The sequence below is a fragment of the Microvirga thermotolerans genome (genome assembly GCF_009363855.1).
GTDB classification, from domain to species: Bacteria; Pseudomonadota; Alphaproteobacteria; order Rhizobiales; family Beijerinckiaceae; genus Microvirga; species Microvirga thermotolerans.
The window spans coordinates 220,564-243,660 of sequence record NZ_CP045423.1; the positions used below are offsets into that span (position 1 = coordinate 220,564).

Here is a 23,097-nt window from a genome sequence, read left to right on the forward strand (position 1 = left end):
GAAAGCCGGATGTCCGCCCGACGCGCGAGGCCGTCCGTCCCGATCCCGCCGGTTCCATGCTCAAGCCCGACACCCTCGCCCTGACCGTCCTCCTCGCGCTCCTCACCTCGCTGGGGCCGCTCTCCACCGACATGTACCTGCCGGCGCTGCCCGCCATCGCGGCGGAGTTCTCGGCGGGCACCGGGCAGGTGCAGCTGACGCTCTCCGCCTTTCTCTTCGGCTTCGCCGCCGGCCAGTTCCTCTACGGCCCCGTCTCCGACCGGGTCGGGCGCAAGCCGGTGCTGCTGTTCGGGCTCGGGCTCTTCACCCTCGCGAGCCTCGTCTGCGCCGTCGCGCCGACGGTGGAGACGCTGATCCTCGCCCGCTTCGTGCAGGCGCTGGGCGCGTCGGGGCCCATCGTGCTCGCCCGCGCCATCGTGCGCGACTTCTACGAGGGTCCCCGCGCCGGGCGCGAATTGTCGCGCATGGGCACGATCATGGGGGTGGTGCCGGCGCTTGCGCCGGTGCTCGGCGGCCTCGTCACGCAGGCGGGGGGCTGGCGCATGAACTTCATCGTCACCATCCTCGGCGGCGCGGCCCTCGCCGCCGCCGTGGCCTGGCGGCTGCCCGAGCCGCTAAGGCAGAAATCGCCGGTGCCCGTCTCCGTCGTCTCCATCCTGCGCGGCTTCCGCGCCCTGCTCAGGCATCCGGCCTACCGGGTCTATGTGGGGCTCTCCATGCTGACCTACGGCGGGCTCTTCGCCTTCATCTCCGGCTCGTCCTTCGTGCTCCAGGGCCGCTACGGCCTCGGCCCGCTCCCTTACGCCTTCTCCTTCGGCTTCATGGTGCTGGGCTACATCCTGGGCACGTCCCTGGCGCAGCGGCTCGTCGGCGCGCGGGGGCTCGACGGCACCATCGGGATCGGCGTCGCCTGCCTTGCGGCGGGGGGCCTCGCCATGCTGGTCCTGGTGGCGACGGGCATCGGCTCCTTCATGGCCGTCACCGGGCCCATGGCGCTCTACGCGGTGGGCGTGGGGCTCACCATGCCCCAGTCCATGGCCTCGGCCCTGATGCCGTTCCCGGAGCGGGCGGGAGCGGCCTCCTCGCTCCTCGGCATCTGCCAGATGACCTTCGCGGCGATCCTCGGCATCGTCCTCGGCCGCAACCTCGGCGGCTCGGCCCTGCCGCTGCCCCTCGCCATCGCCGCCACGGGCACCCTCGCCCTGGCGCTCTTCCTGCTCACCGCGGGGGTGCGCAGGAGCGGCGCGGCGCGGTGACCGTCCGCCGGCCGCGGGCCCGGATCACAGCCCGAACAGCCGCTCGAAGAAGTTCCTGTCCCGGCCGCGGTGGCGGGCCTGCTGCGGCGGGATCCAGGCGCCCTCCCCCGCCGGCGCCGGGCCCGAGCCGGCCTGCGCCACCGGCGTCTCCGCCGGCGCGGTGCGGAAGTACTCGCTGCCGGGCAGGGGCACGGGCTTCTGGTCCTTCAGCGCCACCTTCATGAAGTTGTGCCAGACCTCGGTCGGCAGGTTGCCGCCGGTCACCCGCTTGGTGAGGGCGCCGTCGTCGTTGCCGAGCCAGACCCCCGCGACGAGGGATCCCGTGAAGCCCACGAACCACGCATCCTTGTAGTCGTTGGTCGTGCCGGTCTTGCCGGCCATGTCCCAGCCGGGGATCTGCGCCCGCCGCGCCGTGCCGATGACGAAGGTGTTGTGCATCATCTCGTTCATCATGGCGACGGCGGCGGGATCGATGACCCGGCCGAGGCCGCCGCCGGGCGGCCGCCTGTAGATCGTCTTGCCGTCCGTCGTCTTCACCTGGGTGATGATGTAGGGCACCACGCCGGTGCCGCCGTTGGCGAAGGGCGCGTAGGCGCTGACGAGTTCCAGGGGCGTGACCTCGGACGTGCCGAGCGCCAGCGACGGGTTCGCCTGGAGGGGCGACGCGATGCCGAGCCTCTGCGCCGTCTGCACCACGGCCTTCGGCCCGACCTCCAGGTTGAGCTTCACCGCGACCGTGTTGAGGGACAGGGCCAGCGCATCGCGCAGGGTCACGGGGCCGCGGAACTTGCGGTCGTAGTTCTCCGGCGCCCAGCCCTTGTAGTTCACGGGCGAGTCGTCGCGCACGTCGTCGGGCCTCCGGCCCTGCTCCACGGCCGTGAGATAGATGAAGGGCTTGAAGGAGGAGCCGGGCTGGCGGCGCGCCGTGGTGGCGCGGTTGAACTGGCTGGCCTCGTAGTTGCGCCCGCCGACGAGGGCTTTCAGCGCCCCGTCCGGCAGCATGGCGACGAAGGCGCCCTGGCTGACGTTGAACTTCTGGCCCTTGGAGTCGAGTTCGTCCACCAGCGCCCGCTCGGCCGCCGCCTGCATGGCCGGGTCGATGGTGGTCGAGACCACGATGTCGGACTCGATGGTGCCGACGAAGTCGTCGAGCACGTCCATCACGTAGTCGGCGGCGTAGTTGACGGAGCCTGCGCCGCGCGGCCGCACGGGCTGGGCCGGGGCGCCGAGGGCGGTCTTCGTCATGCCCGGCGTGATGAAGCCGAGCTCGTTCATGGCCGCGATCACGAGTTCCGCGCGGGCCTGGGCGGCCTCGGGGTTGCGGTTGGGCGCGAGCCGGGACGGGGCCTGCACGAGGCCCGCGAGGACCGCGGCCTCGGAGAGCGACACGTTGCGGGCGGACTTGCCGTAATAGCGCTGGGCCGCCGCCTCCACCCCGTAGGCGCCGGCGCCGAAATAGACCCGGTTGAGGTAGAGCTCGAGGATCTGGTCCTTGCTGTAGTTGCGCTCGAGCCAGAGGGCGAGGATCGCCTCCTGGATCTTGCGCGAGGCGGTGCGCTCCTGGGTGAGGAACAGGTTCTTGGCGAGCTGCTGCGTCAGGGTCGAGCCGCCCTGGGCGACGCCGCGGTGGGTGATGTTGCGGAAGACCGCCCGGGCGATGCCGACGGGGTCGATGCCGAAATGGTCGTAGAAGCGCCGGTCCTCGATGGCGACGAAGGCCTTCGGCAGGTAGGGCGGCAGCTCCTTGAGGGAGACGGTCTGCCCGCCGGTCTCGCCCCGGTTGGCGAGGAGCGTGCCGTCGCTCGCCAGGATGGCGATGTTCGGCGGCCGCTTCGGCACCGTGAGCTGGTCGATGGGGGGAAGCTGGGCGGCGTAGTAGGCGACGACGGCGCCCACGGCGATGACGCCCCACAGGCACAGGACCACCGCGCCGTAGGCCAGCCGGCGCAGGAACGAGCCGCTCCGGCGCCTGGCCTTCTTCGGCCGCGCCGGGCGGCGCGGAGAGGGCGTCCCGCCCTGCGAAGCCCGTTTCTGCGCCATTCTGCCCCCTGCCCGATCCTCGGGGGAGAGGCGGACATCCATCGCCCCCGCATCGGTCGCCGGCGTTTCGAAGGACGGCTCGCGCCGGTCGCGTCCGTTCGCCACGTCTTACCCCGCTTCATGCGGCCGGCATCCTCCGGCCTTCGCATGTCCTGAGCACGGTAATTGTGGCGGTTTAAGGGGCGGTTAAGCGAGAATTCACGCGGCCGGAACTGCCGAGCTTGCACGGCGTTCGCCTTCTCATGGACCCTTACATCGTCGTCCTGACCGGCTTCGGAGCGGTGGTGCTGCTCACCGCCTGGCTGCCGATGGTCCTCAAGGATCTGCCCCTGACGCTCCCGATCGCCTGCGTCGCCCTCGGCGCGGCGATCTTCGCCGTTCCCGACGTGCCGGGCGTGATCCCCCATCCCGGCGAGCGGATCGCCCTCGTCGAGCGGCTGAGCGAACTCGTGGTGATCATCGCCCTGCTCGGGGCGGGGCTGAAGATCGACCGCCCCTTCGGCTGGTTCCGCTGGAGGATCGCCTGGCGGCTCCTCGGGATCGCCATGCCGCTCACCATCGCGGCCCTCGCCCTCCTCGGCCACGGCCTCCTGGGTCTCGGGGCCGCCACGGCCCTTCTCCTCGCCGCCGCCCTCGCCCCCACGGACCCGGTGCTCGCCAGCGACGTGCAGGTGGGGCCGCCCGGCAGCGGCGAGGAGGACGAGGTCCGCTTCTCGCTCACCTCCGAGGCCGGCCTGAACGACGGCCTCGCCTTTCCCTTCGTGCTCCTGGCGGTCTTCCTCACGCGGGATGCGGGGGCCGGGACCTTCGCGGAGTGGCTCGTCTATGCGGTCGGGTGGAAGATCGCGGTCGGGGCGGGCGTCGGCTATCTCGCCGGGCGCGGCCTCGGCTGGCTGACCTTCCACCTGCCGAACCGCGCCCGCCTCTCGCGGACCGGGGTGGGCTTCGTGGCGCTCGGCATCACCTGCCTGGTCTACGGCCTGTGCGAGATGGCGCGGGGCTACGGCTTCCTCGGCGTCTTCGTGGCGGCCCTCGCCCTGCGCGCCACGCAGGCCGGGCATCCCTACCACAAGCGCCTGCACGACTTCGCGGAGGAGCTGGAGCGCCTGCTCATGATGATGGTGCTCGTGCTGTTCGGCGGAACGATCACCGGCGCGGGCCTCCTCGCGGCCCTCACCTGGCCCGCCGTGGTCTTCGCCGTCCTGGCGATCTTCCTGGTGCGGCCCCTGGCGGGCTGGATCTGCCTTCTCGGCGTCCCGCGCCCCGCCGACGAGAAGCTGGCGATCGGCTTCTTCGGCATCCGCGGAATCGGCTCGATCTACTACCTCGCCTACGCCCTGCAGCGGGGCCGGTTCGAGGCGCCGGACCTCCTGTGGAGCACGGCGGGGCTCATCGTCCTCGTCTCGATTCTCCTCCACGGGGTGACGGTGACCCCGGCCATGAGCCGGCTCGACCGCCGCCGCCGCGCCCGCGTCCCGGAGGCGCCTATTCCGCCGCGAGGGGAAGCTCTCCCGTCTGCGGATCCGCCTTCGCCAGGTCCCGGATCTGCGCCAGGTCCCTGAGGAAGTCCTCGTAGGCGCGGCGCCTGGTCTCCTCGTCCGGCAGGCGCAGCAGGTAGGAGGGATGCACGGTCACGTAGCCGTTCAGGCCGCCGAACCGGGCCCGCCCCCGCGAGCGGGAGATGGGCGTCTGCTTGCCGGTCAGCGCGAGGAGGGCGGTGCCGCCCAGGGCGACGACGAGCCTCGGCCGGACCAGCTCCAGCTCCTTCATGAGCCAGGGGCGGTAGTGCCTCACCTCCCCGGCGGTCGGCTTGGAATGGATCCGCCGGTGGCCGCGCCGCTCGAACTTGAAATGCTTCACCGCATTGGTGAGATAGACCTCGTCCCGGTCGATCCCGACCTCCTTCAGCGCCCTGTCGAACAGCCGGCCGGCGGGCCCCACGAAGGGCCGTCCCTGCAGATCCTCCTGGTCGCCCGGCTGCTCGCCGACGAAGACGATGTCCGCATGGGCCGGGCCCTCGCCGAACACGGCCTGCGTCGCCCCGGGCACGAGGGGACCGGCCGCGGCGATGGCGGCGTTGAGCTCCTGCAGGGTCCTGGGCTCCCGGGCCTTCCGCTCCGGGTCGTGCTCCGTCTCTCTCCTGTCGGCCATGGCGCTCTCCTGCTCGTTCGTTCCTTCAACGCGCGCCCGCGCGGTTTGGATCGCAGCCCCGATCGGTCCGGGGGCCGCGGCCCCCCGGAACGGATCGAACGGGGGCGGGCCGAAGGCGAGCGCCGCCCGGTCCCAGCGCACGCAGCCGAGGGGCGTGAGGATCGTCCAGGCAACGGACCGGAAGCGGTCCGCGAAGAACGGCGCCACGGCCTCCAGAACGAAATGCTCCGGCTCGTACCGCGCCACGAGCCGGTCGGGATGCGCCGCGTCGCGACGGAAGCGCAGGCGCGCCTGCATCGCGCGGATGTCGTCCTCCACCGCCCGCGCCATGCGGCCGAGGCGGTGGACCAGCGGATCGCCCGGAATCCGCAGGAGGTCGCGCTCGCCGTTCAGGACGCGCCAGACGAGCTGGTAGAGCAGGGCATAGCGCTCCGGGTCCCTGTGACGGACGACGAGGCCGACGATCTCGCCCACCGCACGGGGCAGAAGGACCGGCGGCGCCCCGTCCTTCGCCCGTCCTGCCGGATCCGGCGCGTCCGCGACCGCGAAGGCGACGTGCTGCGGCGCGAGCTCCTCGGCGATCAGGCGGCGCACGGCCCCCCTCCCGAGAACGACGCGACGGGAGCCCAGGGCGGGGCTCACGCCCGGACGCCCAGGGTTCCCGCCTTCGCGGCCGTCCGTTCCGTCCACCGGCTGCCTCCTCGTCCCTGCTTGCTTTCGTTCATGATTCGTTCTAGCAAGCGACGATCCCCCGGGCGAGAATCCCCGCGAGGGCGCGTCGTCGCACCGCCCCTTCGGCCCGGAGGCGGCGGGTCTCGTCACCGGAGGGAAGGGTCCTTATCTTGGCAGCATGCAAACCATCCTCGCCCCCGCCACCCGCCTCTGGCTCCGCCTGCGCCTCAACGAGATCGGCCCCCTGGTGTCCCTTGCCGGATGCGGGTTCTTCGCCTGGGCGTTCATCGCCCTCGCCGGGGAGGTGTTCGAGGGCGAGACGCACGCCTTCGACACGGCGATCCTGCTCGCCCTGCGCAGCCCGCAGAACCTCGCGGACCCGCTCGGGCCGGGATGGCTGGAGGAATCCGCCCGGGACATCACCGGGCTCGGAGGCTACGCCATCCTCACCCTGGTGACGGCGTCGTCGGTGATCTACCTGCTCATGGCGGGCAAGCGCGGCGCGGCGGCGCTGGTCGCGGTCGCGGTGGTGGGCGGAGCGCTGCTCTCGACCGGGCTCAAGCTCGGCTTCGAGCGGCCCCGGCCGGAGCTCGTGCCCCATGCGACCCAGGTCTACACCGCGAGCTTTCCCAGCGGCCACGCCATGCTCTCCGCCGTCACCTACCTGACCCTCGGGGCGCTGCTCTCCCGGGTGCAGGAGCGGCGGCGGATCAAGGCCTTCATCATGGGGCTCGCGGTGGCCGCCACGCTGCTGGTGGGTGCGAGCCGCATCTATCTCGGCGTGCACTGGCCGAGCGACGTGCTCGGCGGCTGGACCGTCGGCGCGGCCTGGGCCTCCCTGTGCTGGTTCGTGGCGCTGCAGCTGCAGCGGGGCGGCCAGGTGGAGAAGCCGGGCGAGAGCACGGCCCCCCCATGACCGAACCGAACCCGAAGATCGCCCGCAGGCCGCCGCGCAAGGTCACGCCCGCCTATCTCCAGCGCGCCGCGCTGGCCTATCTGGAGCGCTACGCCTCCTCGGCGGAGAACCTGCGCCGGGTGCTGCGCCGGAAGGTCGAGAAGCGCTGCCGCCTGCGCGGCGAGGATCCGGCGGAGTTCCTGGAGGCCATCGACGCGGTGGTGGAAGGGAGCGTCCGCTCCGGGCTGGTGGACGATGTCCGCTATGCGGAGGCGCGGGTCGCAAGCCTGCGCCGGCGCGGCGGCTCGGCCCGGGCGATCCGTGCCAAGCTGACCCTCAAGGGCGTCGACCGGGAGACCATCGCCGCCGCCCTGGAGGGAGAGGCCGGCGACCCGGACGCGGACCCGGAGGAGGAGGCCGCCCGGGCGCTCGCCCGCCGCCGCAGGCTCGGGCCCTTCCGCCCCGGCGAACGCGCCCCCCACCGGGACAGGGACCTCGCCGTCCTGGCGCGGGCCGGCTTCTCCTACCCCGTCGCCCGCCGCGTCGTCGACGGCGGGCGCGAGCCGGACGGCGGGTAGGGCAGCGGCCCCGAAAGGGCCGTCCGGAGGCTCAGATCAGCCCCGCGCCCACGTTCACGGCGAGGGCGAGGACGGTGGTGTTGAACAGGAAGGACAGGACGGTGTGCGCGAGCGCGAGGCGGCGCATGCGCTTGGACAGCACGACGACGTCCGAGGTCTGCGCGGCGGCGCCGAAGTTGAACGCGAAGTACATGAAGTCCCAGTAGTCCGGCTTCGGCGTCTGCATGAACTGCAGCCCGCCCCGCTCGCCCTCGTCGCCGTAGTACTCGTGCGCGTAGTGCACGGCGAAGATCGTGTGCACGAAGAACCAGGAGCAGATGATGGTGACCCCCGCGACCGCGAGGCGGAACGCGGTGTCCGCCTCGCGGTCGCCCCGGATGCCCTGCAGCTCCACGGCGATGGCGCCGAGGCTGGCGACGGCGGCGAGCAGCGTCAGCACCAGGATGACGAGCGCGCCCTCGTCCTCGAGGCGGGCGCGCCGCTGCATCTGCCCGATGGAGGAGCGGAGGGCCATGAGGCCGATCATGGCCACATAGGCGACGACCCCCACGTCCCAGCCGATCAGGATCCGCGAATTGAGGACGAGGCTTTCCGGGAGCGCCAGCGCCACGGCGGCTCCGACCAGGACCGCGAGGAGGAGGCGGGGATGGAAGCGGGCGTGAAGTCCGGTCATGGCATGCCTTTCCGTCCGAGGATCCACCGGACCCGTGGTTCCGGCAAGGCGTCCCGCGACCGACCGTGCGCTCACGGGAGGAGAGAGCACCGCCTCGATCCGAAGGCGCCTGTCCCCTTTCGGGACCGATGCTCTAGATCAAAGCGCGCAACCGGTGAAGGAGACCATGATGAATCGCAAGGCAAGGGCCGTATGGCAGGGCACGGGACGGGACGGCAGCGGCCATCTCACCACCGACTCGGGCGTCCTGTCGACCACGCCCTATTCGTTCAAGACCCGCTTCGAGAACGAGAGGGGCACCAATCCGGAGGAGCTGATCGCCGCCGCCCATGCGGGGTGCTTCACCATGGCCCTCGCCTTCCAGCTGCAGGCAGCCGGCTTCACGCCGGACGAGCTCGCCACCGAGGCGACCGTCTCCATCGAGAAGGAGGGCGAGGGGTTCCGGATCTCGAAATCCGTCCTGTCCCTCCAGGCCCGGGTGCCGGGGATCGAGCGCGCGAAGTTCGAGGAGCTCGCCCGCGCGGCCGAGAAGAACTGCCCGGTCTCGAAGGTGCTCAACGCCGAGATCGCGATGACCTTCACCCTCACGTAGGCGCGGCTCCGTCCTCCGAAAGGCCGGCCCGGGAGACCGGGCCGGAATCCCCTCTCCCGGCGGGCGGTCACAGCATGCCGGGCAGCACCCGGTCCGGCGGCTTGTGGCCGTCGATGAAGGAGCGGATGTTGACGATGACCTTCTCGCCCATGGCGATGCGGCCCTCATGGGTGGCGGATCCCATGTGCGGCAGCAGCACCACCTTGCCCTGCTTGGCGAGCCGCACGAGGCGCGGATTGACGGCGGGTTCCTCCTCGAACACGTCGAGACCCGCGCCCGCGATGGCGCCCGCCTCGATGAGCCGCGTGAGCGCCGCCTCGTCGATCACCTCGCCGCGGGCGGTGTTCACCAGGATCGCGTCCGGCTTCATCAGCTTGAGGCGGCGGGCCGAGAGGAGGTGGTAGGTGGCGGGCGTGTGCGGGCAGTTGACGGAGACGATGTCCATCCGCGCCAGCATCTGGTCGAGGGATTCCCAGTAGGTCGCCTCGAGCTCCGCCTCGATCTTCGGGGGCACGTGGCGGCGGTTGTGGTAGTGGATCGACAGGCCGAAGGCCTTGGCGCGGCGGGCGAGCGCCTGGCCGATGCGGCCCATGCCGACGATGCCGAGTCTCTTGCCGGTGATGCGCCGCCCCAGCATCCAGGTGGGCGACCAACCGGTCCACTTGCCTTCCGGAATGATGCGCGCGCCCTCCGGGATGCGCCGCGCCACGGCGAGGATCAGCGCCATGGTCATGTCCGCCGTGTCCTCGGTGAGGACCCCGGGGGTGTTGGTGACGGTGATTCCCCGGGCAAGGGCCGCCTGCACGTCGATGTTGTCGACCCCGTTCCCGAAATTGGCGATGAGCTTGAGGCCGGGCCCGGCCTGCGCGATCAGCGCCTCGTCGATGTCGTCGGTGACGGTCGGCACGAGGACGTCCGCCGTCGCCATGGCCTCGGCCAGGGCCTCCCGGGACAGGGGCTCGTCCTCCAGGTTCAGGCGCGTGTCGAAGAGTTCGCGCATGCGCGTCTCGATCACATCGGGCAACCGGCGGGTGACGACGACGACTGGTCTCTTTTTCATCGGCTCGCAAAGCCCCCACGCGCTCGAAAAACCACCAGAGGCCGGGCGCTTTCACGCTCCCTTAACTCTGTTTCAGCCACTTAAGGCGACGAGCCGCCGCGTGGCGGGACCCGTCACGCTTCTCTACCAGAGGCGCGCCCCCGCAGACAAACCCCGACGTTGAGGAAACCATGCGCAGGACCCTTCTCCTCCTTGCCTTGCTGGCCTTCGGCGCCCCGCCGGCCCTCGCGCAGCAGCAGCAGACCCCGCCCGGCGGTCGCCTCGGCACCGGCCTGCCGGTCCCCCGCTACGTCAGCCTCAAGACCGACCGGGTGAACCTGCGGGAAGGCCCCTCGAAGGACCACCGCACCGCCTGGGTGTTCCAGCGGGCGGGGCTCCCGGTCGAGATCGTCGCCGAATACGAGACCTGGCGGCGCATCCGCGATTCGGAGGGCACGGAGGGCTGGGTCCTCCACTCCCTCCTCTCCGGGCGGCGCACCGCCCTCGTGATGCCCTGGGCGAAGGGCGAGGTGCCGCCGATCCCCCTGCGCGAGGCCCCGAGCGACAGGAGCGGAACGGTCGCCCAGCTGCAGCCCGGCGTGATCGCCAACATCAAGAGCTGCGACGGTGCCTGGTGCCGGGTGGTGATCGTGATGGAGCGCGCCCGCGACGTGGACGGCTATATCCAGCAGGACAAGCTGTGGGGCGTCTATCCCAACGAGAAGGTCGAGTGACCGCCCCGCCCCTCCAGGACCCTCCCATCACAGAGCAGACCGATGACCCTGTCCTTCAGCCTCAAGAACATCATCTACATTCTGGCCCTGATCCTCGGAATCGCCTCCATCGTGGCGCCGCGCTTCCTCAATATCTTCGTGGCGATCTTCCTCATCGCCTACGCGGCGGTGGGCTTCGGCCTGATTCGCTGACCTGCCGGGAACGGAGGGCGCAAGGGCTCACACGGGCTCAGTGGAGCGGCCCGGCCCGCCCGGGATTCCGGGAAGCCGCCGAGGCCGCCGCGTCGGCCCGGGTCGCCTGCGCGGTCGCGGCGACCCAGCCCCAGAACGCGGTGAACCAGGCCCGGGCCTCGCCGACGAAGCGCGGTGAGAGGGCGATGCCGTGGCCGCGCCGGTCCTGCCGCAGCAGGCCCTTCGCCTCCGCCCGGTTGAGCACGTTGCGGACGTGCGAGTGGGAGATGCCGAGATTCTCGGCCGCGTCGCGGCTGTCGAACGCGAACCATTCCTCGCCCGCCTGGGCCGCCGCGTAGTGCCCGCGCAGGAGCAGGAGCCCGATCCTGTCGCCGCAATCGAGGCTGTCGATCCAGGTCCAGGCGGCGGCGGCGTCCGGCGGCGTGCGCGTACGCTCGATGACGGGCCGCGCCCGGGCGACGAAGGCCGCGAAGAGGGCCTCGTCCCCGCGCGCCCGCTCGGCGAATCCGGGCTCGATCAGCCCCATGATCTCGCCGCACCGCACGTGCTGGAGCATCCAGCCCTTCAGGCCCTCGATCAGCAGCGGGGTCGGCACGAGGTACCGGATGCGCCGGTCCGCCGGGTCGACCTCGACCCGGATGAGGCCGGCGAGCCGCAGGAGGGCGAAGAAGGCGGCCAGCGTGCGGGCCTTGCCCATGGCGGCCTGGATCCGGGACAGGGTCGGCCGGCACCCCCGCCCTTCGAGGGCCTCGTAGTGCATGACGATCGCGAGCCCCGCCGCATGGGACTGGGTGGCGCGGCCGAAGATCTTGTTGATGAGCTTCTCGCCCCAGTGCAGCCGCAGGATCCCGTCCACGCAGAAGCGGATCGCCTCCTCGTAGGAGGCGGAGACAGCCGGGACATCGTCGTTCGGAGCCTGCCGGTCCATGGCCGTCCTCCCTCGGCGCCGGCGGGTCCGAAGGCCGGACGGGCGCCGGCGATCCCTGCAACTTTTGGACTTTGCTCCTAACGAGGTACCCCGGAAAGTACGCCTTCCGCAAGGGAATCGATACCTGCGCCAGCGGCGCCCCCGGGCGCCTCCAACCATGAGGTCGAAACAATGTGTGACAATTGCTCCTCGGGAGCGGCCCCGCATCTCTCCCGCCGCGGCCTGCTCATGGCCGGCGCGGGAATGGCCATGGCTTCCGGCGCCGCCCTGAAGGCCGGCAGTGCCTTCGCGCAGGCCGCGCCCCAGAACGCCATCGGCGGCGAGGACGCCCTCAAGCGCATCATGGACGGAAACGCCCGCTACGTGGCCAATGCCCCGGCGCAGAAGGACTTCTCCGCCGGACGGGCCGCCCGGGCGCAGTCCCAGCATCCCGTCGCCGCCATCGTGAGCTGCTCCGATTCCCGCGTCGCGCCGGAATTCGCGTTCGACCAGAACCCCGGCGACCTCTTCGTCGTCCGGGTGGCCGGCAACTTCGTGAACGACGACGGGCTGGCGAGCCTCGAGTTCGGCACCCAGTTCCTCGGCGCCCCGCTGATCCTGGTGCTGGGCCACACCGGCTGCGGCGCGCTGGTCTCGGCGGTCAAGGCGGTCGACGAGGGGCTGGAGCTTCCCGGCCACCTGCCCGACCTGATCGGCGCCCTCAAGCCCGCCGTCGAGGCGGCGAAGAGGGAGAACGCGCCGGACCTCGCCGCCGCCGCCATCGTCGCCAACGTGAAGCTCAACGTCGAGCGTCTCAGGAACGCATCGCCGATCCTGAAGGCGCGGGCCGCCGAGAAGAAGCTCCTCGTGGCCGGCGGCGTCTACGATCTCGCCACCGGCAAGGTCTCGCTCGTCTGAGCAGCTTCGCTCTTGGCCGCGGCCCCTGGCCTCCCGGGCGGGCCGCACGACCTCCCCGGAGAGGGGGCTGTTCGGAGAGGGCCGGTTCCAGCCGCAGGGAGCCGGCCCTTTTCGCTGCGCCGCTTCCTATGACGGCCGGCGCCGGACCGCGCGGATCCCGAACATGTTGACGGCGAGCCCCAGCACGATGACCGCGCCGCCGGCCGCCTCGACCGGGTGCATGGTCTCCCCGAGGATCAGGGCGGAGCCGAGGATTCCCGCCACCGGCACCAGGAGGGCGAAGGGCGTCACGGTCGCCGCGGGATAGCGGGAGAGCAGGAAGCTCCAGACCGCGAAGGCGAAGACGGTGGTCGGATAGGCGAGGTAGGCCACCGCCCCGATCATCCCGAGATTCGCGTGGGAGACCGCCGCCAGCACCGGGCCGGGCCCGTCGAGGACGAGGGAGAGGGCGAGGAGCGGCAGGGGCGGGATCAGGCTCGCCCAGACCACGAAGCCCAGCATGTCGACCCGCCCCGCCTTCTTGGAGACGATGTTGGCGATGCCCCAGCATGCGGCCGCGGCCACGGTCATCAGGAAGGGGCCGGCGCCTCCGCCCGTGAGGCGCGGCCAGGCCATGAGCGCGAGGCCGAGGAAGGCGACCGCGCCGCCGAGGATCTGGTGCGGCCCGGGCCGCTCCCCCATGAGGAGCGCGGCGAAGAAGATGGTGAAGAAGACCTGCGCCTGCATGACCACCGAGGCGAGGCTTGCCGGCATCCCGAGCGCGACGGCGGTGAAGAGCAGCCCGAACTGGGCGATCCCGAGGAAGAAGCCGTAGGCGAGGAGGATCCGCCAGTCCGCCTTCGGCCGGGGCACGAAGAACACCGCCGGCAGGGCCGCGAACAGGAAGCGCAGGGAGGCGAGCAGCAGGGGCGGGGTCGTCCCGATCCCGAGCTTGATGACGACGAAGCTCAGGCCCCAGACGACGGTGACGGCCAGGGCGAGGAGGACATGGACGAGCGGCATGCGTTTGGATCCGGCGGCCGCTCCGGCTGGGCTGGGCGGGACGAGGAGGGACTTCAGGCGGCCTTGCGGCGCAGGCGCACGATCACCTCGACGCCCGCCACCTCCATGCCCGGGGGCGGGGGCGGCAGGTCGCCGACGCTGACGGCCGTGGACGGCATGTCGACCAGCTCGCCCTCCTCCTCGAGGAAGAAGTGGTGGTGCTCGGTCGGGTTCGTGTCGAAATAGGCCTTCGCCCCGTCCACCGCGAGCTGGCGCAGGAGGCCGGCTTCCGTGAACTGGTGGAGGGTGTTGTAGACGGTCGCGAGGGAGACGGGCACCCGGGCGCGGGTGGCCTCGTCGAAGAGCATCTCGGCCGTGATGTGGCGGTCGCCCTTGCCGAACAGCAGCCAGCCCAGGGACACCCGCTGCCGGGTCGGCCGCAGGCCCACGCGCCGCAGCTTGTCCCGCAGCTCCGAGAGCGGGCAGCCCCGCCGGTGGGCGGGGGCGGTCGTGGACTCGATATAGGCGGCCAACGGATCGGTCATCGCGGGAACTGATTGCAAGAAAAGATGCTTCTATCCCCGTAATCATAGGGAAGCGAGGCCCTTGCCGCAAGGTTGGACGCCGCGGACGGGCGGCCGCAGGGTGCAAAGTTGCAATCCCGTGGCCCCTGTCCCTTTGATGGACGGCGAAGCCTGTGCTACCAGAGCCCCGTTTCGGTGGCCTCGAGGGTTTTCGAGGCCGGTTTCGCAATGCGAGGAAAGGATCGTCATCCGGCATGGCCCGCCCGTCGAGCTTTACTTACGAGGAGCTTCTCGCCTGCGGGCGCGGAGAGATGTTCGGCCCCGGCAATGCGCAGCTTCCGCTGCCGCCGATGCTCATGTTCGACCGCATCACCTCCATCGGCGAGGACGGAGGCGAGCACGGCAAGGGCCATGTGCGCGCCGAGCTCGACGTCCGGCCGGACCTCTGGTTCTTCCCCTGCCACTTCAAGGGCGACCCGGTGATGCCGGGCTGCCTCGGGCTCGACGCCCTGTGGCAGATGGTGGGCTTCTTCCTGGGCTGGTCCGGCTCCCCCGGCCGCGGCCGGGCGCTCGGCGTCGGCGAGGTGAAGTTCTCCGACCAGGTCCTCCCCACGGTCAAGAAGGTGGTCTACGGGGTCGACCTCAAGCGCGTCTTCCGCTCCAAGCTCGTGCTCGGCATCGCCGACGGCTGGCTGGAGGCGGACGGGCGGCGGATCTACGAGGCCAAGGACCTGCGGGTCGGGCTGTTCCAGGCCGAACCGGCCGGCGGCTAGCCGTTCGTGATAGGGTTGTGACCGGGCCGGACCGGCCTTACCTCTGGTCCGCCGGAATCGGTCAGGCTTTTCTTTGGAAGAGGTAGCTATGAGGCGCGTCGTCGTCACCGGAATGGGCATCGTTTCGTCCATCGGCAACACCACGCAGGAGGTGCTGGCCTCTCTGCGGGAAGCGAAATCCGGCATCGGCAAGGCCGAGGATTACGAGAAGTTCGGCTTCCGCTGCCAGGTGCACGGCGCCCCCACCCTGAACCCGGAGGAGATGGTCGACCGCCGCGCCATGCGCTTCCACGGCAAGGGCACCGCCTGGAACCACGTGGCCATGGACCAGGCGATCCGCGACGCCGGGCTCGAGGAGAGCGACATCTCCAACGAGCGCACCGGCATCGTCATGGGCTCCGGCGGCCCCTCCACCCGCACCATCGTGGAGGCCGCCGACATCACCCGCGACAAGGGCCCGAAGCGCATCGGCCCCTTCGCGGTGCCGAAGGCCATGTCCTCCACCGCCTCCGCGACGCTGGCCACCTGGTTCAAGATCAAGGGCGTGAACTATTCGATCTCCTCCGCCTGCGCCACGTCCAACCACTGCATCGGCAACGCCTACGAGCTGATCCAGATGGGCAAGCAGGACCTGATGTTCGCCGGCGGCTGCGAGGACCTGGACTGGTCCCTGTCCTCCCTGTTCGACGCCATGGGCGCCATGTCCACCAAGTTCAACGACACCCCGGCCAGGGCCTCGCGCGCCTACGACGCGAACCGGGACGGGTTCGTGATCGCCGGCGGCGCCGGCGTCCTCGTGCTGGAGGAGCTGGAGCGCGCCAAGGCCCGCGGCGCCCGCATCTACGGCGAGATCGTCGGCTACGGCGCCACGTCGGACGGCTACGACATGGTAGCCCCCTCCGGCGAGGGCGCGGTGCGCTGCATGCGCATGGCGCTGCAGAACGTGAAGACGCCGGTGGACTACATCAACCCGCACGCGACCTCGACCCCGGTCGGCGACCTGAAGGAGATCGAGGCGATCCGCGAGGTGTTCGGTTCCGGCGACAGGTGCCCGCCCATCTCCGCCACCAAGTCGCTCACCGGCCACTCCCTCGGGGCGACCGGCGTGCAGGAGGCGATCTATTCCCTTCTCATGATGAACAACGGCTTCATCTGCGAGAGCGCCCATATCGACGAACTCGACCCCGCCTTCGCCGACATGCCGATCGTGCGCAGCCGGATCGACAACGCCAAGATCGACACGGTGCTCTCCAACTCCTTCGGATTCGGCGGCACCAACGCGACTCTGGTGTTCAGCCGTTATAACGCTTAAGGAAGCGTCACATCACCGAGACATGGCCGTGCGAGGTCTCCGGCCGGCAGAAGGGGGACCCCACATGGACACGCTCAACCGTATGGCCATCACGGCTCGCGATGCACGCCCCGACGACGGGCGGCAGCGCACCACGGAGCCGATGCACAGGGGGACCCGAGTGACCGGTCTGATGCAAGGAAAGCGCGGCCTCATCATGGGCGTCGCGAACGACCACTCCATCGCCTGGGGCATCGCCAAGACCCTGGCCGCCCACGGCGCCGAGCTCGCCTTCACCTACCAGGGCGAGGCGCTCGGGAAGCGGGTGACGCCGCTCGCCCAGTCCCTCGGCTCGGATCTGGTGCTCTCCTGCGACGTGGAGGACCTCGCCTCCGTCGACAAGGCGTTCGAGGCCCTCGACGCCCGCTGGGACGGCCTCGACTTCGTGGTCCACGCCATCGGCTTCTCGGACAAGGCGCAGCTCAAGGGCTCGTACGTGGACGTCACCACCCGCGAGAACTTCTCGCGCACCATGGTGATCTCCTGCTTCTCCTTCACGGAGGTCGCCCAGCGCGCCGCGAAGCGGATGAGGAACGGCGGCTCGCTCCTCACGCTCACCTACGGCGGCTCGACCCGCGTGATGCCCAACTACAACGTGATGGGCGTGGCGAAGGCGGCGCTGGAGGCGAGCGTGCGCTACATCGCGGCCGATCTCGGCCCCCGCGGCATCCGCTGCAACGCCATCTCCGCCGGGCCGGTCAGGACGCTCGCGGGGGCGGGCATCTCCGACGCCCGGCTCATGTTCACCTACCAGAAGGCCCACGCGCCGCTCCGCCGCACGGTCACCATTGAGGAGATCGGCGGCTCGGCGCTCTACCTGCTCTCCGACCTGTCGAGCGGCGTGACCGGCGAGATCCACTACGTGGATTCCGGCTACAACATCATCTCCATGCCCCGCCCGGAGGTGCTGAAGGCGCAGGACGCCGCCGGCGTGACGGGCGAGGAGGGATAGCCCTCTTGCAGCCCGGCCGCACGGCCCTGGTCCTCCGCCCCGTCGTTCCCGAAGGCCACCCGTTCTCGGCCCTCGAGGAGGCCAGTCTCCGCGAAGGATATCGGATGGTGCGGCGGATCCGGGAGGAGTGGGCGGACGGCGGCAACCGGTTCGCCCGGCCGGGCGAAATTCTGCTCGGCGCCTTCCTGGGCGAGGCGCTGGCCGGCCTGTGCGGCCGCACCGTCGATCCCTATCGAAGCGATCCCCGCGCCGGGCGCATCAGGCGCCTCTACGTGCATCCGAATGTCCGGCGCCTCGGGACGGGCCGGCGCCTCGTCGAGACCCTGGCGGCCGACGCGCTGCCCTTCTTCGACGTCCTGAACGTGCGGGCGCCCGCCGAAGCCTTCCCCTTCTACGAACGCCTCGGCTTCGCCCGCGTGACGGGCGACGGAACCGTTACCCATCGCCTTCGGCTCTCCGGCCCTGAGAGGCGCCCGGAAGGCCGTCCCGCGCCGCTCACTCCGCGGGCGTGATCCCCATGTTCGGGTTCGGCGCCGCCGATGCGGCGGGACGGAACACGAAGTAGCCGAACAGGAGAATGGCGGCGAGCACGACGAGGGAGGCCAGCGCGGCCACCGGGTCCATGGCCGTGTAGCCGAGATGGATGGCGGCGACGGCGACCGTCAGCACGACCGTTCCCGCCGACCACAGCCAGACCTGGATCCTGGCGAGCCGGCTCGCGTCGAGGGCGGGACGCCGCTCGTAGTAGATGCCGAACAGGAAGAGCGACACCCATCCCAGCAGGTTCAGGTGGGCGTGCGCGGGCATGATGGCATGGTTCTGGCTCGCCGCCATGCCGATTCCCATCGCCATTCCCGCGACGACGAACAGAACTGCCAATCTGAAGCTGAGCGTGGACGCCTTCATCGATTTCCTCCTCGAAAAACCCTCTGTTGCTCGTTTCGAGCCTGTTCTTACGTAAGGGTAGAACTGTATTGGCCGAGGTGCGGGAAAGCACAACGACTATTTCGGCCAGGATTGCGCTTGCGGCCTGGGAGCGCCTCGCGGCCCGGCCGGGCCCGCGGCCGGGGCGGGATGCGCTTCACGACCCCGTGAGGCGCGAAAGCTTGGCCTTGCTCCCGACACGTTCGGGGGCCACGAGGGCGCTTTCCCGACCGTGAGTGCACAGCCCATGATTCTCCTCACCCGCCGCTCGCTCCTTGCCGGCCTCTCCCTGTCCGGCCTCGCCGCTCCCGCCCTCGCCCAGAAGGCGCCGGAGCCGGAGCGGATTCCCGTGGAGCTGTTCGAGGACACCCTGGACCTGCCCTCGGCCGTCCGGCTCGGGCACGCCCACGGGGACGTGATCGTGGTCGAGTACTTCGACTACAACTGCCCCTACTGCAAGCGCTCGGCGCAGGACCTGCCGGCCCTGCTCAAGGCGGAGCCCGAGATCACCTATGTCCTCGTCAACTACGCGGTGCTGGGCCTGCCCTCGGTGACCGCGACCAAGGCGGCCCTGGCCTATTTCCAGCTCTACGGAGCGGAGCGCTACCTGCCGTTCCACCTCGCCCTGTTCCGCCTGCGCGGCCCGGTGGACGGGGAACGGGCCCTGTCCGAGGCGGAGCGCCTCGGCGGCGACCGCAAGCGTCTCACCGAGGCGGCGAACGCGGAGCGCACGGGTCAGTGGATGAAGCAGGCCTTCACCCTCGGCAATTCCCTCGGCCTCGTGGCGACCCCCTCCTATCTCGTCGGCACGGAGGCCTATGTGGGCGGGATGTCCCTCGACCAGAAGCGCGCCGCCATCGCCCGCGCGCGGGGGTGAGGCCGCCGGGCGGGGGATTCCGGAGCATTCCCACCGGACGGATCGGGGCGGATGGCGCCTGCCGCGTTTTCGGGCGGACCCGGAGGGCCGCGCCAGCGAATGCCCGTTTCCCCTTTTCCCGAAAATGCTCTAAGCGCGGCCCTCATGTCGCTCCTGCGCTCCTCGCTCCTGGTCGGCCTCGGCACCGTGGCCTCGCGGGTCCTGGGCTTCGCCCGGGACATCCTGTTCGCGCAGGTCCTGGGCGCGGGACCGGTGGCGGATGCCTTCCTCGCCGCGTTCCGCCTGCCGAACCTGGTGCGCCGGGTCGTCGCGGAGGGCGGTCTCAACCCGGCCCTGGTCCCCGCCCTGGGGCGTCTCGAGCCCGGCGAGGCGGCGCGGGTCGCCGGAGACGTGACCATCGTCTTCGCCCTCCTGCTCCTCGGGCTCGTCGCCCTGGTGGAGATCGCGGCGGGCCCCGTCGCCCTGCTCCTGGCCCCCGGCCTTTCCGGGCAGGAGGGAGCGGCGGAGCTCGCGGCGCTCTACACCCGCCTCGCCTTTCCCACCGTGCTCGGGGTGACCCTCGCCTCCGTCGGCGCGGCCTTCCTCAACATGCGCCGCCGCTACGGCGCGGCGACCCTGGCGCCGCTCGCGGTGAACGGCGGGCTGATCCTGGCCCTCCTCGCCCTCGAACGGCTGTCCCTCCCGCCGGAGCGGGAGGCCGCCTTCCTCGCCGCCGCCTCCAGCGCGGCGGGCCTGATCCAGCTCGCCGCGATCGCGGCGGCCCTCGCCCGCGGCGACCGGCCGGTGCGGTTCCGCCGGCCCGTCCCCTCGCCCGCCCTGAAGGGCCTGCTCCTCGCAGGCCTTCCGGCCCTTCTCGCCAGCGGCGCCATGCAGCTCTTCGTCCTGGCGGGAACCCAGATCGCCTCCTTCTGGCCCTCGGGCGTGTCGTGGCTCTATTACGCCGAGCGGGTGGTGCAGCTCCCCCTCGGGCTCATGGCGGCGCTCGCCGGCAGCGTCCTCCTGCCGGAGCTCGCCTCCCGCCACCGCGAGGGGGGAACGGAGGCCCTGCGCGAGGCCCAGGATCGGGCGCTCGGCCTCGCCCTCCTCCTCGCCCTCCCGGCGGCGGCCGCCCTCGCGGTCCTGGCCGGGCCCATCGCCGCGGTGCTCTTCCGGCGCGGCGCCTTCGACGCGGCGGACGCGCAGGGCACCGCCCTGGTGCTCATGGGCCTGAGCGCCGGGCTGCCCTTCGCCACCGCGGGCAAGGTGCTGAGCCAGACCCTCTTCGCCCGGGGCGCCCTCCGGGGCACCCTTCTCGCCGCCCTCGCCGGGCTTGCCGCGACGGCGGCTGCGGGGGCCGTTCTCGGCCGCCTCCTCGGCATGGGCGGGATCGCGCTCGGGATCAGCCTCGGCTGCCTCGCCCATGCGCTCGCGCTGGTGCTCCTCCTGCGGCGGGCCGGCCTGTGGCGCCCCGGCCCCGGCCTCAGGGCGCGCGCCCTGCGGATCGTGCCGGCCACCGCCACCATGGCCCTCGGCCTCGCCGCCGCCCTCGCCCTCGCGCCGGAGCCGGGCCCGGTCGGCCTTGCCGCCCTCTGCGGCGGCGGGCTCGCGCTCTATGCCGCCGCCGCATGGCTTGCCGGCGCGGTCGGACGGGAGGATCTCGCGCTTGCGGTCAAAAAGCCTTAAAGACGCCGCTTGCGCCGCGACGGGGCCCTGTCGTAACCCCGCGCGGCAAGCTTGGGAGTCGACAAGGATGGCGCAGTTCAAGGAGCTCGTGTTCTCGGGCGTTCAGCCGACGGGCAATCTGCATCTCGGAAACTATCTCGGCGCCATCAAGCGCTTCGTCGCCATGCAGGAGACCCACGACTGCATTTACTGCGTCGTGGACATGCACGCGATCACCGTGTGGCAGGACCCCAAGGAGCTGAACCGCCAGATCCGCGAGGTGACGGCGGCCTTCCTGGCGGCGGGCATCGACCCGCAGAAGCACATCGTCTTCAACCAGAGCCAGGTGTCCGAGCACGCGGAGCTTGCCTGGGTGTTCAACTGCATCGCCCGCATGGGCTGGGCGAACCGCATGACCCAGTTCAAGGAGAAGGCGGGCAAGGACCGGGAGAACGCCTCGGTCGGCCTCTTCGCCTATCCCATGCTCATGGCCGCCGACATCCTGGTCTACCGCGCGACCCACGTGCCCGTGGGCGAGGACCAGAAGCAGCACCTGGAGCTGACCCGCGACATCGCGCAGAAGTTCAACAACGACTTCGCCGAATCGATCGCCGCCCACGGCTTCGGGGACGCCTTCTTCCCGCTCACCGAGCCGATGATCGCCGGGCCCGCGACCCGGGTCATGTCCCTGCGCGACGGCTCGAAGAAGATGTCCAAGTCGGACCCGTCCGACTATTCGCGCATCAACCTGACGGACGACGCGGACGCCATCGCCCAGAAGATCCGCAAGGCGAAGACCGACCCGGAGCCCCTGCCCTCCGAGGTGGACGGGCTCAAGACCCGCCCCGAGGCGGAGAACCTGGTGGCGATCTACGCCGCGCTCACGGACTCGACCCCGGCCGACGTCCTGCGCGAGCACGGCGGGGCGCAGTTCTCCGGCTTCAAGGCCGCCCTGGTGGACGTGGCGGTGGCGAAGCTCTCGCCCGTCGCCGGCGAGATGCGCCGCCTCATGGCCGACCCGGGCCATATCGACCAGGTCCTGGCGCAGGGCTCCGACCGGGCCCGCGTGCTCGCGGCACGGACCATGGATGCGGTGAAGGATATCGTCGGCTTCGTGCGGGCGCGCTAGTCTGCCGACCGACCGGCGCGAATCGGGAGACGGGCCTTGAGCGGCAAGCGCCAATCCTACGAGACCGGACACCGGCCGAAATTCCTGGTGGTGGTCGACGCGACGACGGAATGCTCCCGCGCCATCCACTTCGCGGCGCGGCGCGCAGCGCGCACGGGGGCGAGCATGATCATGCTCGCCGTGGTCGAGCCGCCCGACAATTTCGAGTGGATCGGCGTGGGCGAGGCGATGGTCGAGGAGGCGCGGGAGGAGGCCCGCAAGCGCCTCGACGCCGCCGCCGGCGAGGCGCGCAGCGCCGCCGGGGTCGAGCCCGAGACCGCGATCCGGGTCGGCCCGCGGGCCGAGGAGATCATCCGGCTCATCCACGAGGACGAGGACATCTCCTTCCTGGTGCTCGCCGCCGGCACCGGCAAGGACGGCCCCGGCCCCCTCGTCTCCACCCTCGCCGGCAAGGCCGCCTCCACGTTTCCCGTCCCCATCGTCATCGTGCCCGGCAGCCTGACCGACGAGGAGATCGACGCCCTCGCGGGGTGAAGGCGGGCCGCCCCGGGGCTTGGAATCGCGCCGCCCCCATTCCACATCTCCACCGGAACCTGTTAGAACGATTCCAAGCCCGCTCCCGGGCCCTCACCGCTCGGCCGGCCTTGAACCGGCGCAGAGGAAGGACCGATGTTCATTCAGACCGAAGCCACCCCCAATCCCGCGACCCTGAAGTTCCTGCCGGGGCGCGTCGTCATGCCGGAAGGCACCTTCGAGGCCCGCAGCGCCGACCAGGCCGGCGCCTCCCCGCTCGCGGAGCGGCTGTTCGCCGTGCCGGGCGTCGCCGGCGTGTTCTTCGGCCACGACTTCATCACCGTCACCAAGGCGGACGGCGAATGGCAGCACATGAAGCCCGCCATTCTCGGCGCGATCATGGAGCACTTCATGACCGGCGCCCCCCTGTTCCGCGAGGGCGCGGGCATGGACGAGGAGGACGGCGAGGAGTTCTTCGACGCGGAGGATGCGCCCACCGTCGCCACCATCAAGGAGCTCCTGGAAACCCGCATCCGCCCGGCCGTGGCCGGCGACGGGGGCGACATCACCTTCCGCGGCTACAGGGACGGCGTCGTCTATCTCGTCATGAAGGGCGCCTGCTCCGGCTGCCCCTCCTCCACCGCGACCCTGCGGCACGGCATCCAGAACCTGCTGCGGCACTTCCTGCCCGACGTGCGCGAGGTCCAGGCGGTCTGACCGGGGCCCGCGCCTTCCGCCTGTGGGAGGAGAGGCCGCCGCCTCGCGCGATCCCGCGGCCGTCCGGA

25 protein-coding genes are annotated in these 23,097 nt (G+C 71.1%); 17 read left to right on the forward strand and 8 right to left on the reverse strand.

Annotated elements, in window-relative coordinates; translation table 11 throughout:
• Nucleotides 1-56 precede the first annotated feature (56 nt).
• Nucleotides 57-1,256 carry a multidrug effflux MFS transporter gene (locus tag GDR74_RS00980; RefSeq protein WP_152584550.1) on the forward strand — a complete coding sequence of 400 codons (1,200 nt, stop codon included), beginning with the start codon at nt 57-59 and terminating at the stop codon, nt 1,254-1,256.
• A gap of 24 nt (nt 1,257-1,280) precedes the next feature.
• On the opposite strand, the gene GDR74_RS00985 is transcribed toward GDR74_RS00980, so the two are convergent.
• On the reverse strand, nt 1,281-3,401 hold the full coding sequence (locus tag GDR74_RS00985; RefSeq protein WP_152584551.1) for a transglycosylase domain-containing protein: 2,121 nt from the start codon (nt 3,399-3,401) through the stop codon (nt 1,281-1,283).
• A gap of 137 nt (nt 3,402-3,538) precedes the next feature.
• Between GDR74_RS00985 and GDR74_RS00990 the strand changes: the two genes are divergently transcribed.
• Nucleotides 3,539-4,858 carry a cation:proton antiporter gene (locus GDR74_RS00990; protein ID WP_152584552.1) on the forward strand — a complete coding sequence of 440 codons (1,320 nt, stop codon included), beginning with the start codon at nt 3,539-3,541 and terminating at the stop codon, nt 4,856-4,858.
• On the opposite strand, the gene GDR74_RS00995 is transcribed toward GDR74_RS00990, so the two are convergent.
• Nucleotides 4,782-6,041, reverse strand: a complete 1,260-nt coding sequence (locus GDR74_RS00995) for a UdgX family uracil-DNA binding protein (RefSeq protein ID WP_246179819.1) — start codon at nt 6,039-6,041, stop codon at nt 4,782-4,784. The genes GDR74_RS00990 and GDR74_RS00995 overlap by 77 nt on opposite strands.
• 256 nt (nt 6,042-6,297) lie before the next feature.
• On the opposite strand from GDR74_RS00995, the gene GDR74_RS01000 reads away from it, so the two are divergent.
• Nucleotides 6,298-7,035: a phosphatase PAP2 family protein gene (locus tag GDR74_RS01000; RefSeq protein ID WP_152584553.1), complete on the forward strand. Its 738-nt coding sequence runs from the start codon at nt 6,298-6,300 to the stop codon at nt 7,033-7,035.
• Nucleotides 7,032-7,592, forward strand: coding sequence for a regulatory protein RecX (locus GDR74_RS01005; protein ID WP_152584554.1), 561 nt, complete (start codon nt 7,032-7,034; stop codon nt 7,590-7,592). The genes GDR74_RS01000 and GDR74_RS01005 overlap by 4 nt, the downstream gene beginning before the upstream one ends.
• A gap of 31 nt (nt 7,593-7,623) precedes the next feature.
• Here GDR74_RS01005 and GDR74_RS01010 read toward each other — a convergent pair whose 3' ends face one another.
• Nucleotides 7,624-8,265, reverse strand: coding sequence for a DUF1345 domain-containing protein (locus GDR74_RS01010; protein WP_152584555.1), 642 nt, complete (start codon nt 8,263-8,265; stop codon nt 7,624-7,626).
• Between the two features lie 169 nt (nt 8,266-8,434).
• On the opposite strand from GDR74_RS01010, the gene GDR74_RS01015 reads away from it, so the two are divergent.
• Nucleotides 8,435-8,857 (forward strand): OsmC family protein, encoded by a 423-nt coding sequence (locus tag GDR74_RS01015; RefSeq protein WP_152587610.1) that lies wholly within the window; start codon nt 8,435-8,437, stop codon nt 8,855-8,857.
• Between the two features lie 67 nt (nt 8,858-8,924).
• Here the strand turns inward: GDR74_RS01015 and GDR74_RS01020 are convergent, their stop codons facing one another.
• Nucleotides 8,925-9,917 (reverse strand): 2-hydroxyacid dehydrogenase, encoded by a 993-nt coding sequence (locus tag GDR74_RS01020; RefSeq protein WP_152584556.1) that lies wholly within the window; start codon nt 9,915-9,917, stop codon nt 8,925-8,927.
• 170 nt (nt 9,918-10,087) lie between these two features.
• Here GDR74_RS01020 and GDR74_RS01025 point away from each other — a divergent pair, with 170 nt between their 5' ends.
• Nucleotides 10,088-10,630 carry an SH3 domain-containing protein gene (locus GDR74_RS01025; RefSeq protein WP_152584557.1) on the forward strand — a complete coding sequence of 181 codons (543 nt, stop codon included), beginning with the start codon at nt 10,088-10,090 and terminating at the stop codon, nt 10,628-10,630.
• Nucleotides 10,631-10,672: 42 nt separating this feature from the next.
• Nucleotides 10,673-10,822, forward strand: coding sequence for a DUF3096 domain-containing protein (locus GDR74_RS01030; protein WP_152584558.1), 150 nt, complete (start codon nt 10,673-10,675; stop codon nt 10,820-10,822).
• A gap of 37 nt (nt 10,823-10,859) precedes the next feature.
• Here GDR74_RS01030 and GDR74_RS01035 read toward each other — a convergent pair whose 3' ends face one another.
• Entirely contained in the window at nt 10,860-11,750 is an 891-nt protein-coding gene (locus tag GDR74_RS01035) for a hypothetical protein (protein WP_152584559.1), read from the reverse strand.
• 171 nt (nt 11,751-11,921) lie between these two features.
• Between GDR74_RS01035 and GDR74_RS01040 the strand changes: the two genes are divergently transcribed.
• Nucleotides 11,922-12,647: a carbonic anhydrase gene (locus GDR74_RS01040; protein WP_152584560.1), complete on the forward strand. Its 726-nt coding sequence runs from the start codon at nt 11,922-11,924 to the stop codon at nt 12,645-12,647.
• A gap of 126 nt (nt 12,648-12,773) precedes the next feature.
• Here GDR74_RS01040 and GDR74_RS01045 read toward each other — a convergent pair whose 3' ends face one another.
• Both GDR74_RS01045 and irr read right to left on the reverse strand, forming a co-directional pair.
• The gene (locus tag GDR74_RS01045) at nt 12,774-13,649 is read right to left on the reverse strand and encodes an EamA family transporter (protein WP_152584561.1); all 876 of its coding nucleotides are present in this window, start codon (nt 13,647-13,649) and stop codon (nt 12,774-12,776) included.
• 53 nt (nt 13,650-13,702) lie between these two features.
• Nucleotides 13,703-14,173 (reverse strand): Fur family transcriptional regulator Irr, encoded by a 471-nt coding sequence (irr, locus tag GDR74_RS01050; RefSeq protein ID WP_152584562.1) that lies wholly within the window; start codon nt 14,171-14,173, stop codon nt 13,703-13,705.
• 233 nt (nt 14,174-14,406) lie between these two features.
• Here irr and fabA point away from each other — a divergent pair, with 233 nt between their 5' ends.
• The 4 genes from fabA to GDR74_RS01070 all read left to right on the forward strand — a co-directional run bounded on the left by fabA (nt 14,407) and on the right by GDR74_RS01070 (nt 17,740).
• Complete coding sequence (gene fabA / locus GDR74_RS01055; protein ID WP_152584563.1) at nt 14,407-14,925, forward strand: 3-hydroxyacyl-[acyl-carrier-protein] dehydratase FabA; 519 nt, start codon at nt 14,407-14,409, stop codon at nt 14,923-14,925.
• Between the two features lie 88 nt (nt 14,926-15,013).
• Nucleotides 15,014-16,237 carry a beta-ketoacyl-ACP synthase I gene (gene fabB, locus GDR74_RS01060; protein ID WP_152584564.1) on the forward strand — a complete coding sequence of 408 codons (1,224 nt, stop codon included), beginning with the start codon at nt 15,014-15,016 and terminating at the stop codon, nt 16,235-16,237.
• 160 nt (nt 16,238-16,397) lie between these two features.
• The gene (gene fabI / locus GDR74_RS01065) at nt 16,398-17,228 is read left to right on the forward strand and encodes an enoyl-ACP reductase FabI (RefSeq protein ID WP_152587611.1); all 831 of its coding nucleotides are present in this window, start codon (nt 16,398-16,400) and stop codon (nt 17,226-17,228) included.
• Nucleotides 17,229-17,233: 5 nt separating this feature from the next.
• A complete protein-coding gene (locus GDR74_RS01070) occupies nt 17,234-17,740 on the forward strand; it encodes a GNAT family N-acetyltransferase (protein ID WP_152584565.1) in 507 nt (168 codons plus the stop codon).
• On the opposite strand, the gene GDR74_RS01075 is transcribed toward GDR74_RS01070, so the two are convergent.
• On the reverse strand, nt 17,724-18,134 hold the full coding sequence (locus GDR74_RS01075) for a hypothetical protein (protein ID WP_152584566.1): 411 nt from the start codon (nt 18,132-18,134) through the stop codon (nt 17,724-17,726). The genes GDR74_RS01070 and GDR74_RS01075 overlap by 17 nt on opposite strands.
• A gap of 250 nt (nt 18,135-18,384) precedes the next feature.
• Between GDR74_RS01075 and GDR74_RS01080 the strand changes: the two genes are divergently transcribed.
• The 5 genes from GDR74_RS01080 to GDR74_RS01100 all read left to right on the forward strand — a co-directional run bounded on the left by GDR74_RS01080 (nt 18,385) and on the right by GDR74_RS01100 (nt 23,029).
• The gene (locus tag GDR74_RS01080) at nt 18,385-19,029 is read left to right on the forward strand and encodes a thioredoxin domain-containing protein (RefSeq protein WP_194164594.1); all 645 of its coding nucleotides are present in this window, start codon (nt 18,385-18,387) and stop codon (nt 19,027-19,029) included.
• Between the two features lie 144 nt (nt 19,030-19,173).
• The gene (murJ, locus tag GDR74_RS01085; RefSeq protein ID WP_194164595.1) at nt 19,174-20,691 is read left to right on the forward strand and encodes a murein biosynthesis integral membrane protein MurJ; all 1,518 of its coding nucleotides are present in this window, start codon (nt 19,174-19,176) and stop codon (nt 20,689-20,691) included.
• Between the two features lie 67 nt (nt 20,692-20,758).
• Nucleotides 20,759-21,799, forward strand: coding sequence for a tryptophan--tRNA ligase (trpS, locus tag GDR74_RS01090; RefSeq protein WP_152584569.1), 1,041 nt, complete (start codon nt 20,759-20,761; stop codon nt 21,797-21,799).
• A gap of 36 nt (nt 21,800-21,835) precedes the next feature.
• On the forward strand, nt 21,836-22,333 hold the full coding sequence (locus GDR74_RS01095) for a universal stress protein (RefSeq protein ID WP_152584570.1): 498 nt from the start codon (nt 21,836-21,838) through the stop codon (nt 22,331-22,333).
• 135 nt (nt 22,334-22,468) lie between these two features.
• Nucleotides 22,469-23,029, forward strand: coding sequence for a NifU family protein (locus GDR74_RS01100; RefSeq protein WP_152584571.1), 561 nt, complete (start codon nt 22,469-22,471; stop codon nt 23,027-23,029).
• The last annotated feature ends 68 nt before the right edge of the window (nt 23,030-23,097 follow it).

What these genes read in the sequence shown, in the direction of transcription:
- GDR74_RS01005 (WP_152584554.1), top strand. Translation starts at nt 7,032, where the DNA reads ATGACCGAACCGAACCCGAAGATCGCCCGCAGGCCGCCGCGCAAGGTC.
- GDR74_RS00990 (WP_152584552.1), top strand. Translation starts at nt 3,539, where the DNA reads ATGGACCCTTACATCGTCGTCCTGACCGGCTTCGGAGCGGTGGTGCTG.
- murJ (WP_194164595.1), top strand. Translation starts at nt 19,174, where the DNA reads ATGTCGCTCCTGCGCTCCTCGCTCCTGGTCGGCCTCGGCACCGTGGCC.
- GDR74_RS00980 (WP_152584550.1), top strand. Translation starts at nt 57, where the DNA reads ATGCTCAAGCCCGACACCCTCGCCCTGACCGTCCTCCTCGCGCTCCTC.
- fabA (WP_152584563.1), top strand. Translation starts at nt 14,407, where the DNA reads ATGGCCCGCCCGTCGAGCTTTACTTACGAGGAGCTTCTCGCCTGCGGG.
- GDR74_RS01035 (WP_152584559.1), bottom strand. Translation starts at nt 11,750, where the DNA reads ATGGACCGGCAGGCTCCGAACGACGATGTCCCGGCTGTCTCCGCCTCC.
- GDR74_RS01000 (WP_152584553.1), top strand. Translation starts at nt 6,298, where the DNA reads ATGCAAACCATCCTCGCCCCCGCCACCCGCCTCTGGCTCCGCCTGCGC.
- GDR74_RS01075 (WP_152584566.1), bottom strand. Translation starts at nt 18,134, where the DNA reads ATGAAGGCGTCCACGCTCAGCTTCAGATTGGCAGTTCTGTTCGTCGTC.
- fabB (WP_152584564.1), top strand. Translation starts at nt 15,014, where the DNA reads ATGAGGCGCGTCGTCGTCACCGGAATGGGCATCGTTTCGTCCATCGGC.
- GDR74_RS01100 (WP_152584571.1), top strand. Translation starts at nt 22,469, where the DNA reads ATGTTCATTCAGACCGAAGCCACCCCCAATCCCGCGACCCTGAAGTTC.
- GDR74_RS01025 (WP_152584557.1), top strand. Translation starts at nt 10,088, where the DNA reads ATGCGCAGGACCCTTCTCCTCCTTGCCTTGCTGGCCTTCGGCGCCCCG.
- GDR74_RS01045 (WP_152584561.1), bottom strand. Translation starts at nt 13,649, where the DNA reads ATGCCGCTCGTCCATGTCCTCCTCGCCCTGGCCGTCACCGTCGTCTGG.
- irr (WP_152584562.1), bottom strand. Translation starts at nt 14,173, where the DNA reads ATGACCGATCCGTTGGCCGCCTATATCGAGTCCACGACCGCCCCCGCC.
- GDR74_RS01040 (WP_152584560.1), top strand. Translation starts at nt 11,922, where the DNA reads ATGTGTGACAATTGCTCCTCGGGAGCGGCCCCGCATCTCTCCCGCCGC.
- GDR74_RS01010 (WP_152584555.1), bottom strand. Translation starts at nt 8,265, where the DNA reads ATGACCGGACTTCACGCCCGCTTCCATCCCCGCCTCCTCCTCGCGGTC.
- GDR74_RS01030 (WP_152584558.1), top strand. Translation starts at nt 10,673, where the DNA reads ATGACCCTGTCCTTCAGCCTCAAGAACATCATCTACATTCTGGCCCTG.
- GDR74_RS01020 (WP_152584556.1), bottom strand. Translation starts at nt 9,917, where the DNA reads ATGAAAAAGAGACCAGTCGTCGTCGTCACCCGCCGGTTGCCCGATGTG.
- GDR74_RS01015 (WP_152587610.1), top strand. Translation starts at nt 8,435, where the DNA reads ATGAATCGCAAGGCAAGGGCCGTATGGCAGGGCACGGGACGGGACGGC.
- trpS (WP_152584569.1), top strand. Translation starts at nt 20,759, where the DNA reads ATGGCGCAGTTCAAGGAGCTCGTGTTCTCGGGCGTTCAGCCGACGGGC.